The organism is Mycobacterium sp. PSTR-4-N, assembly GCF_022348085.1.
GTDB lineage: Bacteria > Actinomycetota > Actinomycetes > Mycobacteriales > Mycobacteriaceae > Mycobacterium.
In genome coordinates, this window is record NZ_JAKRFN010000005.1 from 139,990 (window position 1) to 151,805 (window position 11,816).

Here is an 11,816-nt window from a genome sequence, read left to right on the forward strand (position 1 = left end):
GGCTCTCAGCCATAGGTGTCGCGCGGCCCGCGGCCCGGCACCCGATACGGGCCCTTCCGCCACGACGGACCAACCGGCCCGACGATCTTCACGGCTGTGACCACCCCGTCCCCGACCGCCGAGGCGATCTTGGCCAACAGCTGCGTCTGCACCATGCGCAACTGGGTGGCCCACGCCGTCGACTCCGCGGTCACCGTGAGCACCCCCTCGGTCAGCGACGCCGGTACCGCATGGTCGGCGATCTGCGCACCGACCACCTCGCGCCATCGACCGAACACCGCGCCCTCGGCCACTCGGCCGTTCCAGCCGCGACTGCGCGCCACATCACTGGTCGCCGCACCGAGAGGCTGGGGATCCCGCACATCGGGGCCGGGACCCGACCACCGGCGCCGGCTCGACGCACCGGTGCGGCGCGGCGCGGCAGGGGAAGTCCGGCCGCGGCCGACATTCTTGCCCTGCTCCCGGGCCGCGCCACGAGCCTCCTCGAGGGCCCGGCGGACGAGGTCCATCCCTTTGAGATGGGCCAGATGAGCCGGCGGCTCGATGGGATCCTCGGCGTCGGTCACGACACCACCTCCGATATCCGACCCTCGTCACCGTCACGCATGGTGATCTCGATGCGGCGCGCGTCCCACTCCTGCGGAATGTCCTCCGCGACCGCCGCCGTCACCAGAACCTGTTCGGCAGTGGCTGCGACCCGGGCCAGCGCGTCACGACGCGCGGTGTCGAGTTCGGCGAACACATCGTCGAGCAGCAGCACCGGATCTCCTCCCTCCGTGCGGAGCAATTCATAAGCCGCCAGTCGCAATGCCAAGGCCATCGACCAGCTCTCGCCGTGGCTGGCGAAGCCCTTGGCGGGCTGTTCGCCCAGCCGCAACTCCAGATCATCCCGGTGTGGTCCGACAAGACAGACGCCGCGTTCCAGCTCGGCATCCCGACGCCGACTCAGCGCGTCGAGCAGCGCCGCTTCGAACACCTCGACATCGGTGTTGCCCACGGCCGCTTCGGCTTCCACGACCTCCACGCCACTGCGATACCGCACGGTCGCCCGGCGCGACGCCGGCGCGAGCAGCTGGTAGGCCTTCTCGACTTCGGGCGCCAGCTCGTTGACCAGCTCGACGCGCGCCGCGATCAGCTGCGCGCCGTGTGACGCGAGGTGACCATCCCAGACGTCGAGGGTGTCCAGCGCACCGCGGTCCCCGCGATAGCGCGCGCCCGAGGCAGTCTTGAGCAACGCGGTACGCTGCCGCACCACCTTGTCGTAGTCCGCACGCACGCCGGCGATGCGGGGACGACGGATCGTGGCGAGTTCGTCGAGGTACCGTCGACGCTCCCCGGGGTCACCTCGGACGAGCGCCAGGTCTTCGGGAGCGAACAGCACGGCGCGCAGGACCCCGAGGATTTCGCGCGCGGATCGGACAGGGGAGCGGTTGAGGCGCGCCTTGTTGGCCCGCCCGGACGTGATGTCCAGGTCCACCGCGAGTTCTCGGCCGTCGCTGACGACGATCGTCGAGATCACCGCGCGATCGGCGCCCGCACGGATCAGCGGTGCGTCGGTGGCGACGCGGTGTGAACCGAGCGTCGAGGAATACCACAGCGCCTCAACAAGATTCGTCTTCCCGAAACCGTTGGATCCGACGAAGACGATGCGCCCCGGGTCGAGATCGATCTCCACCCGGGGCCACGACCGGAAATCCGTCAGCGCGAGGCGACGTACGTACACCGGTTCGCCTCGCTCACCCGGACTCGCTCACCCTCTTCACCGCATGCCCGCCGAACTGGTTCCTCAGCGCCGCGACAGCCTTCATCGTCGGTGAATCGTCCTGCCGGGACAGGAACCGCGCGAACAACGACGCAGCGATGCCGGGGACCGGGACGCGCAACCGGATGGCCTCCTCGACCGTCCACCGTCCTTCACCGGAATCCTCTGTGTAGCCGCTGATCTCGTTGAGATTCGGGTCTTCCTTCAGGGCTTTGGCCAGGAGCTGCTGCAACCACGACCTCACGACCGTGCCGTTGGTCCACGCCTGGTACACGGCCTGCGGATCCTTCACCAGGTCTTCGGCGGCCAGCATCTCATAGCCCTCGGCGTATGCCGTCATCAGCGCATACTCCACCCCGTTGTGCACCATCTTGGCGAAGTGGCCGGCCCCGACCGGGCCCGCGTGGACGAACCCGTCCTCGACCGGTCCCGGTGGGCGCAGCGTGTCGAAGATCGGCATGGCCCGAGCGACATCGTCGTCGCTTCCCCCGACCATCAGTCCGTAGCCTTCACTCAAACCCCAGATGCCACCGGACACACCGGCATCGATGAACGCAATACCGTTCTGCGCCAACAGTTCTGCGTGCGGTTTGTCTTCGGTGTAGCGGGAGTTGCCACCGTCGATCACGAGGTCGCCCTCAGAGAGCACACCGGCCAGCTCGGTGATGGTCTGATCGGTGATCGAGCCGGACGGCACCATCACCCACACCACGCGGGGTGCGTCCAAGGCGGATGCGAGATCGGCCAGCGACGCCACGTCGGACACCTCGGGTCGCGGGTCGTACCCGATGACCTCGTGTCCCCCGTCGCGCAGGCGAGCCCGCATGTTGAAGCCCATTTTGCCCAGGCCGATGAGACCCAACTGCATGTCAGCGCCCTCCTGTAGTCGGTGCGTACGGTCAGCCGGGGAGACGCACCGGCATCAACAGATAGACGTAATCGGTCTGTGCCGCCGGATAGGGTCCCGCGCCGTCGCTACTCACATCATCCTGGCCCGCCGGGCGGAGCACCGCCGGGCGGCTGGGGGTCGTGAACCCGAAGGTGACCCGGTCCGCGTGTAGGGAACCCAGCCCGTCGGTCAGGTAAGTCGGGTTGAAGGCGATCGTCAGGGGTTCGCCGGAGAATTCGACCGGCAGATCCTCTTCGGCCCGGCCCACGTCGTCCGCACCCGCCGAGAGCCGCAGCACGTCGTCGGCGAATTCCATCCGCACCTGGGCGCCGCGGTCGGCCACCAGGGCGACGCGCTTGATGGCCTCGGTCAGCTCGGCGACGCCGATCGTGGCGACCGCGGTGTGCTCGGTCGGCAGCAGCTGACGGAATTTCGGGAACTCGGCGTCGAGGAGGCGGGTGGTGCTGCGCTTGCCTTTGCTGCGGATGCCGAGCAGGCCCTCTTTGCCGACAGTGGGGCCGGAGCCCAGCGACAGATGGACCTCGCTGCCGTCGGTGCCGGCTTTGGCGGCCTCGGCGAGGGTTTTCGCGGGCACCAGCACTGCGGCTTCCACTCCCGGAGTGGCCGTCGACCACGTCAATTCGCGGACCGCGAGACGGAACCGGTCCGTGGCGGCCAGAACGACCTTCTCGCCGGAGATCTCGACACGGATGCCGGTGAGCATGGGCAGCGTGTCATCGCGGCCGGCGGCGACCGCGACCTGGCCGATGGCCTCGGCGAACAGGTCCGCCGACACCACACCGGTCTCGTCGGGCAGGGTGGGCAGCGTCGGGTAGTCCTCCACCGCCATGGTCGGCAGGGAGAACCGGGCGCTTCCGCAGGTCAGCGCCACGCGGGTGCCTTCGACGCTCACGTCGACCGGCTTGGCGGGCAATGCCCGGACGATGTCGGACAACAGCCGACCGGATACCAAAACGCTTCCGGGAGAGGCGATCTCGGCGGCGATCTGGACTTCGGCGGACACCTCGTAGTCGAATCCGGAGATCGTCAGACCTTCGTCGGATCCGGTCAGCAGCACGCCGGCCAGCACGGGCACCGTCGGCCGGGACGGCAGGTTACGGGCCACCCAGGCGACCGCGTCGGCGAACTCTTCGCGGCTCAGCCGGAACTTCAAGTCCGTGAGACCTACCGTTGACGTCGCCACGTTCATTGCGTCCCTTCGATGTACACCCCGATGAAGCGTTGATCAGCAATTTCTCCGACGGGCACACCGCGCCGCTCTAGACACGCTGCGACGACCGGAAGGGCTGTCGATGAACCACCGTAGAGCTTTCCGCTCCAACTTGAAAGCTAAACGATCGGGCCGACAGCCGGGCATCAGCCGGCCCCGTCGGGCCGTCCACCGTGTGCTTTCCCCAGGGCACTTCTTCTAAGAGATTTGGATAGAGAGAAATGAGCAGTAGTACTAGGTGCTGTGCAATCTGGGGATGTGCGGGGTTTCGCGCAGGCCAGCGCCTCGACGGGCTGTGGGGGAGTTGTGCATGGACGGTGGGCCGTCTGGGGGCGGTTGGGGATGGATACCGATCTGGGGAAGAACACCCCCCATCGAGCACGGGTTGGCGACAGGTTGTGCACAGGTGCTCCCCAGACCCCGGCTGTGACTGCTGGTGCCAATGGGAGGGAAGTTTTTCCCGACCGAGGCATGACAAAAGGGCCGCGCGGGGCGGCAGAGAGGAAAGAGGAGGGGTTGGTCAGCGCTTGGCGCGCTGACGGATCCGCGTGGTGAGTTCTTTGACGTGATCGAAGACTTCGCGCCGCTCGGCCATCTCGCCGCGAATCTTCTTCTCCGCGTACATGACCGTGGTGTGGTCACGGCCGAACGCCTGGCCGATCTTGGGCAGGGAGAGGTCGGTTAGCTCGCGGCACAGATACATCGCGATCTGCCGCGACTGCGCCAGTGCCCGCGTCTTGCCGGGCCCTCGGAGTTCGTCGATGCTCGTCTCGAAGTACTCGGCAGTCGCGGCCATGATCGCCGCCGTGCTGATCTGCATCGTCGACGAATCGGAGATCAGGTCTCGCAGCACGATCTCGGCGAGAGACTTGTCGATCGACGTCTTGTTCAGCGAGGCGAATGCGGTCACGCGGATCAGCGCGCCCTCGAGCTCGCGGATGTTGCGTTCGATGCGGCTGGCGATCAGCTCGAGAACGTCGTCGGGCACGTCGAGGCGATCCATCTGCGCCTTTTTGCGCAGGATCGCGATGCGGGTCTCCAGCTCGGGCGGCTGGACATCGGTGATCAGGCCCCACTCGAAGCGGGTGCGCAGTCGGTCTTCCAGCGTCGCGAGCTGCTTGGGCGGCCGGTCGGAGGAGATGACGATCTGCTTGTTCGCGTTGTGCAAGGTGTTGAAGGTATGGAAGAACTCTTCCTGGATACCGTCTTTGCCCTCGATGAACTGGATGTCGTCGACCAGCAGGACGTCGATGTCGCGGTAGGTGCGCTTGAACGACGCGCGGCGGTCATCGCGCAGCGAGTTGATGAAGTCGTTGGTGAATTCCTCGGTGGAGACGTACTTGACCCGCATCCCGGGAAAGAGACGCTGGGCGTAGTTGCCGGCAGCGTGGAGCAGATGTGTTTTGCCCAAACCGGATTCGCCCCAGATGAACAGCGGGTTGTAGGCACGTGCCGGCGCTTCTGCGATGGCGAGCGACGCGGCATGGGCGAACCTGTTCGATGCCCCGATGACGAAGGTGTCGAAGGTGTAGCGGCGGTTGAGGTTGATCGCGGTGGCGTCGTCGGTGGTCGCGTTCTGCCCGCGATTGGCGAAGAAGCTGGGCCAGTTCTCCTCGGCGCTGGCCCGGGCGGCCAGGTCGTCGTCGACGAGGTCGTCATCGCTGTCGGGAACGGTGACCGGGGTGGGGGCCGGCGCGTCGTCGGATTCGGGGTCGGCGATGCGCACACCCAACTCGACCCGCTGGCCGAGCTGCCGGCTCAGCGCGGCGATGATCGGTTCGCGCAGATGCCGTTCGATCTCGTTCTGGACGAACGGGGTGGGCACCGACAAGAGCGCGAATCCCTCGGTGATGACGAGGGGCTGGACGAGTTTGAGCCACGCCCGCTGCTGCGGGGTGAGGGCTCCGTTCGCGGCACCGTTGGGAGAGCTGCCGTCACCGTTGAGTTCGGTGACGACGTTGTTCCAGATCGCGACGAACGGCGGGTCGGGGTCGGCTGACACGAACACCCACCCCCTACCGGCCGACGCGAGGACGGCCACACAACAAAGACGAACTGTCCACAAAGTTATCCACAGGCTGTGGAAATGCAGGAGTCCGTCGTTGTCCGCTGTCTACCACCGAGGCTGCCAGTGGTCGGAGCTCGTCACTACGTGGATTCACGTGGTGGGCTCGCGACCGACTGGATGATCCTCGCTTCGTTGTCTTGCGCCGTTCCGGCGTGGAATCGGCCTTGCCAGAAGCTAACAGTTTTCTCTCCGAGTGCCAACAGTTCTGCAACATTGCGCGGAAGCGTAAGTCCGTCTGGCTCAATCGTTCCAGACCCGCGTGACTGTTGAGGTGAATGTGATGCTGCTGACGTGCGGCTGGGCTGTGCGCGTAGGCCGGCCCGGGGGTCTGCGAGCAGGTTTGACCCGGTGAAATCTCGTCAGTACCCTCGAACAGTCGCCCGCACGTGGCGATACGGCTGCGATCCGGTTCGTTCCGGGGACCGCGCCGGCTAAGCAAGACGCCGAGCTTACCAACGGCCGACAGCGTGATGCCCGTCAGACACGGGCTTCGCGTGGGGGCCAGACCAACAAGGAGTGACTGCCGTGGCCAAGGGCAAGCGGACCTTCCAGCCCAACAACCGGCGCCGCGCACGCGTGCACGGGTTCCGGCTGCGGATGCGTACCCGCGCGGGGCGCGCCATCGTGTCCGGTCGGCGCCGCAAAGGCCGTCGTTCACTGACTGCGTGACGCGACCCCGGGTCTGACGCGGTGCTTCCGGCACAGAACCGGATGACCCGGTCGACCGAGTTCGGCACCACAGTCAGTCGAGGGACGCGGGCGGCACAGCCCGATCTCGTCGTCTATTGCCTGCGTTCTGATCAGAGTGAGGAAGCCGGACCACGGATCGGTCTGGTCGTCTCCAAAGCGGTGGGCAATGCCGTTGCGCGCCATCAGGTGTCTCGGCGTCTTCGTCATGTCGCCCGCACGGTCCTGCCCGAGCTGGAGGCCGTCGATCGGGTGGTCATCCGTGCGCTCCCGGGTAGCCGCGACGCTCGATCATTCCGACTGGAGCAGCAACTGCGGACCGCGTTGCGGCGCATCAGGAGTCGGTCGGAGGCATCGTCATGAGCTCCCGCGCCGTTGGCGCCCTGGTCTGGATGATTCAGCTCTATCGCACCACGGTGTCGCCGTTGCGGCTCCCGACCTGTCGCTTCACTCCCACGTGCAGTCAGTACGCCGTCGACGCGCTCACGGAGTTCGGTCTGGTGCGGGGGAGCTGGCTGGCGCTGGTGCGTCTGTTCAAATGTGGACCATGGCATAACGGAGGGTGGGATCCGATACCGGATCGCTGTCCTGACCGTGACCACCCCGAAGGTGACCGTCACAGTGACGCCACGGCCGAGAGGGTCGGCGGCCTGGTCACGGAGTCCATAGACCGAGAAGCGCAACCGGATCAGCAAGGGAAGAGTCTGCCGCGTGTTTAACTTCTTCAGCCTCGACATCATCTATTACCCGGTGTCGGCGATCATGTGGGTCTGGTACAAGGCGTTCGCGTTCGTGCTGGGTCCGTCGAACTTCTTCGCGTGGGCCCTGTCGGTGATGTTCCTGGTCTTCACGCTGCGCGCGATCCTCTACAAGCCGTTCGTTCGGCAGATCCGCACCACGCGCCAGATGCAGGAGCTTCAGCCACAGATCAAGGCCCTGCAGAAGAAGTACGGCAAGGACCGCCAGCGCATGGCGTTGGAGATGCAGAAGCTGCAGAAGGAGCACGGGTTCAACCCCATCCTCGGGTGTCTGCCGATGCTGGCGCAGATCCCGGTGTTCCTGGGTCTCTATCACGTGCTGATGTCCTTCAACCGCACGCAGACCGGCATCGGCCGGCTCGGGCTGTCGGTGGAGGAGAACAAGAGCCTCGGGAACTACTTCTTCAGCGCCACCGACGTCGGACACTTCCTGGACGCCAACCTGTTCGGTGCACCTCTGGGCGCGACGATGATCCAGAAGCACGGCCTCGAGGCGTTCACCGAGTTCCATCGTCCGGCCGTGATCGCCGTCGGCGTCCCGATCATGATCGCCGCCGGTGTCGCCACCTACTTCAACAGCCGTGCGTCGGTGGCTCGGCAGAGTCCGGAAGCCGCCGCCAACCCGCAGACCGCGATGATGAACAAGTTGGCGCTCTACGTCTTCCCGCTGGGTGTGGTCGTCGGTGGTCCGTTCCTTCCGCTGGCGATCATCCTGTACTGGTTCTCCAACAACATCTGGACCTTCGGTCAGCAGCACTACGTGTTCGGCAAGATCGAGAAGGAAGAGGAAGCCAAGAAGCAGGAGGCGATCGAGCGCCGCGCGGCCAATGCGCCCGCGCCGGGCGCGAAGCCGAGCCGTAAGAAGGCCGGGCGCGGCGAGGGAGCTCCTGCGGACGCCGCGTCGACCGACGGTGCGGAGATCACCGAATCGAGCGTTGTCGAGGAGAAATCGTCGGACTCCACGGCCAGCACGACCAACGGCGATGCCGCGACGAGGAACGGGGCGGTCAGCCGTACCCCGAAACCGGGCGCGCGTCCCAAGAAGCGGAAACGTTGACGCGCGGGTGACCGCGAAGGAGGAAGAGGGATATTCATGACGAATTCAGACACGACCACCCCCGAAGAGCTCGCCGAGGCGGGCTCGGATGTGGCCGCCACGGACACCGCGCGTGAGGGTGGTGCCGGCACGCCCGATCTAGAGGAGCGACTCGTCGCCGAGGGCGAGATCGCCGGCGACTATCTCGAAGAGCTGTTGGACCTGTTGGACTTCGACGGTGACATCGATCTCGACGTCGAGGGCGACCGCGCGGTGGTCAGCATCGACGGCGGGGGAGACCTGACGAAGCTGGTCGGCCGCAAAGGTGAAGTCCTGGATGCGCTTCAGGAGTTGACGCGGCTGGCGGTTCATCAGAAGACCGGCGAGCGAAGCCGGCTCATGCTGGACATCGCGCAGTGGCGTAAGCGCCGCCGGGACGAGTTGGCCGCGTTGGGCAGCAAGGTGGCGCACCGCGTGCTCGAGACCGGTGAGCGCGAGGAACTCTCGCCGATGACGCCGTTCGAGCGCAAGATCGTGCACGATGCCGTGGCGGAGATCGACGGCGTGCACAGCGAGAGCGAGGGCGTGGAGCCGTCGCGCCGCGTGGTCGTTCTCGTCGACTGACGCCCGAGAGTTACATCCATGTAGTTCGGTGATGGTGCCAATGTCGGGACAAGGCGGAGGATGTTTCACGTGAAACACGCGGAGCTGCCAGCACCACCGGCGGCGGTCGGGGCAATCTTCGGCGACGCCGCTGACGCCGCCGTCCGCTACGCCGAGATCTTGGCGGGTGCCGGCGTGGAACGCGGGCTTCTGGGGCCTCGCGAGGTGGAGCGGCTCTGGGAGCGTCACGTCCTCAACAGTGCGGCCATCGCGGAACTGATCGACTCAGGTGAGGCAGTGGCGGACATCGGCAGCGGGGCAGGGCTGCCCGGGATACCGTTGGCCCTGGCTCGCCCGGATGTATCAGTGACGCTCATCGAACCGCTGCTGCGCCGCAGTGAGTTCCTGCGAGAAGTGATCGCAGAGTTGGGCCTCCGTGCTGTGGTGGTGCGGGGTAGGGCGGAGGATCGATCGGTGCGCGAGCTCGTGGGGGAGCAGGATGCGGTGGTATCACGTGCGGTCGCTTCACTGGACAAGCTGGCGAAGTGGAGTGTGCCGCTGTTGAGGTCCGGCGGGCGCATGCTGGCCATGAAGGGTGAGCGGGCCGCGGACGAGATACAAGAGCACCGTGAATCTCTGGCTGCGCTCGGGCTGACCCAGATCGAGGTGAAAACGTGTGGCGCTCACGTCGTGGACACTCCCGCGACGGTGGTCGTAGGGTTTTTGAAAGAGGAGCGGCGTCGTCGGACTCCGGCGGGAAGGAAGCAACGGTGACGTCTACGGCCGAAGATCCCACCCCCGATGTTTCACGTGAAACGTGGGGCACGCACGACGTCGACACCCCGATCGGAGCGGAAGCCGAACGTGCTGTTCGACTGATGCACGCCGCAGCAGAGGGCCTGTTGCCCAAGCCGGCCCGCCAACGCATCTTCACCGTGGCCAACCAAAAAGGCGGTGTCGGGAAAACCACGACCGCGGTGAACATCGCGGCCGCACTCGCTCTGCAGGGCGCGCGCACTCTCGTCATCGACCTCGATCCGCAGGGCAATGCGAGCACCGCGCTCGGCATCGAGCACCGCCCCGGAACACCGTCCTCGTACGAGGTGCTTATCGGTGACATCTCGGTGGAAACCGCGTTGCAGCAGAGCCCGCACAACGAGCTGTTGTTCTGTGTGCCGGCGACCATCGATCTGGCGGGTGCCGAGATCGAATTGGTCAGCATGGTGGCTCGCGAGGGTCGGCTCCGCACCGCCCTGGCCGAGCTGAAGCATCACGATTTCGACTATGTCTTCATCGACTGCCCGCCCTCGCTGGGCCTGCTGACCATCAACGCGCTCGTCGCGGCGCCCGAGGTGCTGATCCCGATCCAGTGCGAGTACTACGCACTGGAGGGGGTCGGCCAGCTGCTCCGCAACATCGAGATGGTCAAGTCGCATCTCAATCCCGAGCTCGACGTGACCACCGTCGTGCTGACGATGTACGACGGTCGGACGAAGCTGGCCGACCAGGTCGCCGTGGACGTCAGAGCCCACTTCGGCGACAAGGTCTTGCGCACGGTGATTCCACGCAGTGTGAAGGTCTCCGAAGCGCCGGGTTACGGGATGACGATCATCGATTACGACCCGGGTTCACGGGGCGCGATGAGCTACCTCGACGCGAGCCGCGAGCTCGCGCAACGCGGCGCCCCTGCGGCACACCAGTGACGACTCCCGAACTTGGTAGCGGTGCGACGAACGAAGGACATGGATGAACAACCCGGCACGTAAGCGCAGTGGCCTCGGTCGCGGGCTGGCATCGCTGATTCCGACCGGCCCGGCGGAAGGGGACGAGCCGGCTACCACCGGACCCCGGATGGGCGCGGCTGCCGCCGACGCCGTGTTCGGTGGCCCGCCCGAGGTGGCGCCGCCGGCTGGCGACGTCGGCGCGGTGTACCGGGAGATCGCGCCGTCGCAGATCGAACCGAACCCGCGCCAGCCGCGACAGGTGTTCGACGAGGAAGCGCTGAGCGAACTGGTGCACTCGATCCGCGAGTTCGGATTGATGCAGCCGATCGTCGTGCGTGCCGTGCCCGAATCCGGCGAAGCCGCGCCCCGCTACCAGCTGGTGATGGGGGAGCGCCGGTGGCGAGCGGCGCAGAAGGCCGGCGTCGCCACGATCCCGGCGATCGTCCGGGAGACCGCCGATGACAGCATGCTGCGGGACGCACTGCTGGAGAACATCCATCGGGTGCAGCTCAACCCATTGGAAGAGGCGGCCGCGTACCAGCAGCTGCTCGACGAGTTCGCCGTCACCCACGACGAACTCGCCGCCCGGATCGGACGATCACGCCCGGTGATCACCAACATGATCCGGCTGCTTCGCCTGCCGATAGCGGTGCAGCGTCGGGTGGCGGCGGGGGTGCTCTCGGCCGGCCACGCCCGGGCGCTTCTGGCCCTCGAGGGTGGGCCGGACATGCAAGAGGAGCTGGCCGCGCGCATCGTCGCCGAGGGCCTGTCCGTGCGAGCCACCGAAGAGGCGGTGACTCTGGCGAACCGAGAAGGCGCAGGGGCCCCGCCCGCGCCCCGTCGCAAGCCGATCCAGATGCCCGGCCTGCAGGACGTTGCCGAACAGCTCTCGTCGGCGTTCGACACCCGTGTGACCGTCAGCCTGGGTAAGCGCAAAGGCAAGATCGTCGTCGAGTTCGGCTCGGTGGACGATCTGCAGCGGATTGTGGACCTCATGAACTCGTCAGTGCGGTGACCAACCACACGCGGTCGTTACGTCACAGTGACACTGCGGCGGG

The 11,816-nt window shown here is 66.4% G+C and carries 12 protein-coding genes and 1 pseudogene; 8 read left to right on the top strand and 5 right to left on the bottom strand.

Annotated features, from left to right (window positions below):
* Window positions 1-5 precede the first annotated feature (5 nt).
* The 5 genes and pseudogenes from MHN84_RS09345 to dnaA form a co-directional block, all read right to left on the bottom strand.
* The gene (locus MHN84_RS09345) at window positions 6-566 is read right to left on the bottom strand and encodes a DUF721 family protein (protein ID WP_308192927.1); all 561 of its coding nucleotides are present in this window, start codon (window positions 564-566) and stop codon (window positions 6-8) included.
* Window positions 563-1,723: a DNA replication/repair protein RecF gene (gene recF, locus MHN84_RS09350; protein WP_241204356.1), complete on the bottom strand. Its 1,161-nt coding sequence runs from the start codon at window positions 1,721-1,723 to the stop codon at window positions 563-565. Before recF ends, MHN84_RS09345 begins: the two co-directional genes overlap by 4 nt.
* 13 nt (window positions 1,724-1,736) lie before the next feature.
* Window positions 1,737-2,645: pseudogene (gnd, locus tag MHN84_RS09355) on the bottom strand (phosphogluconate dehydrogenase (NAD(+)-dependent, decarboxylating)); the annotation flags it as partial.
* Window positions 2,646-2,661: 16 nt separating this feature from the next.
* On the bottom strand, window positions 2,662-3,861 hold the full coding sequence (gene dnaN, locus MHN84_RS09360; protein WP_241204358.1) for a DNA polymerase III subunit beta: 1,200 nt from the start codon (window positions 3,859-3,861) through the stop codon (window positions 2,662-2,664).
* Between the two features lie 541 nt (window positions 3,862-4,402).
* Window positions 4,403-5,884, bottom strand: coding sequence for a chromosomal replication initiator protein DnaA (gene dnaA, locus MHN84_RS09365; RefSeq protein ID WP_241204359.1), 1,482 nt, complete (start codon window positions 5,882-5,884; stop codon window positions 4,403-4,405).
* A 591-nt stretch (window positions 5,885-6,475) separates the two neighbouring features.
* Here dnaA and rpmH point away from each other — a divergent pair.
* From rpmH to MHN84_RS09405, 8 genes are all read left to right on the top strand, one after another.
* Window positions 6,476-6,619, top strand: a complete 144-nt coding sequence (rpmH, locus tag MHN84_RS09370) for a 50S ribosomal protein L34 (protein WP_019735309.1) — start codon at window positions 6,476-6,478, stop codon at window positions 6,617-6,619.
* A gap of 21 nt (window positions 6,620-6,640) precedes the next feature.
* Window positions 6,641-7,000, top strand: a complete 360-nt coding sequence (rnpA, locus tag MHN84_RS09375) for a ribonuclease P protein component (protein WP_241204360.1) — start codon at window positions 6,641-6,643, stop codon at window positions 6,998-7,000.
* On the top strand, window positions 6,997-7,356 hold the full coding sequence (gene yidD / locus MHN84_RS09380; protein ID WP_241204361.1) for a membrane protein insertion efficiency factor YidD: 360 nt from the start codon (window positions 6,997-6,999) through the stop codon (window positions 7,354-7,356). Before rnpA ends, yidD begins: the two co-directional genes overlap by 4 nt.
* A 43-nt stretch (window positions 7,357-7,399) precedes the next feature.
* Window positions 7,400-8,452 (top strand): membrane protein insertase YidC, encoded by a 1,053-nt coding sequence (gene yidC, locus MHN84_RS09385; RefSeq protein ID WP_241204561.1) that lies wholly within the window; start codon window positions 7,400-7,402, stop codon window positions 8,450-8,452.
* 36 nt (window positions 8,453-8,488) lie between these two features.
* The gene (locus MHN84_RS09390) at window positions 8,489-9,055 is read left to right on the top strand and encodes a R3H domain-containing nucleic acid-binding protein (RefSeq protein WP_241204362.1); all 567 of its coding nucleotides are present in this window, start codon (window positions 8,489-8,491) and stop codon (window positions 9,053-9,055) included.
* Window positions 9,056-9,124: 69 nt separating this feature from the next.
* Window positions 9,125-9,808, top strand: a complete 684-nt coding sequence (gene rsmG, locus MHN84_RS09395) for a 16S rRNA (guanine(527)-N(7))-methyltransferase RsmG (RefSeq protein ID WP_241204363.1) — start codon at window positions 9,125-9,127, stop codon at window positions 9,806-9,808.
* The gene (locus tag MHN84_RS09400; RefSeq protein WP_241204364.1) at window positions 9,805-10,737 is read left to right on the top strand and encodes a ParA family protein; all 933 of its coding nucleotides are present in this window, start codon (window positions 9,805-9,807) and stop codon (window positions 10,735-10,737) included. The genes rsmG and MHN84_RS09400 overlap by 4 nt, the downstream gene beginning before the upstream one ends.
* Before the next feature lie 43 nt (window positions 10,738-10,780).
* Window positions 10,781-11,773, top strand: coding sequence for a ParB/RepB/Spo0J family partition protein (locus MHN84_RS09405; RefSeq protein WP_241204365.1), 993 nt, complete (start codon window positions 10,781-10,783; stop codon window positions 11,771-11,773).
* Window positions 11,774-11,816 lie beyond the last annotated feature (43 nt).

What these genes read in the sequence shown, in the direction of transcription:
- dnaN (WP_241204358.1), bottom strand. Translation starts at nt 3,861, where the DNA reads ATGAACGTGGCGACGTCAACGGTAGGTCTCACGGACTTGAAGTTCCGG.
- yidD (WP_241204361.1), top strand. Translation starts at nt 6,997, where the DNA reads ATGAGCTCCCGCGCCGTTGGCGCCCTGGTCTGGATGATTCAGCTCTAT.
- yidC (WP_241204561.1), top strand. Translation starts at nt 7,400, where the DNA reads ATGTGGGTCTGGTACAAGGCGTTCGCGTTCGTGCTGGGTCCGTCGAAC.
- MHN84_RS09390 (WP_241204362.1), top strand. Translation starts at nt 8,489, where the DNA reads ATGACGAATTCAGACACGACCACCCCCGAAGAGCTCGCCGAGGCGGGC.
- MHN84_RS09405 (WP_241204365.1), top strand. Translation starts at nt 10,781, where the DNA reads ATGAACAACCCGGCACGTAAGCGCAGTGGCCTCGGTCGCGGGCTGGCA.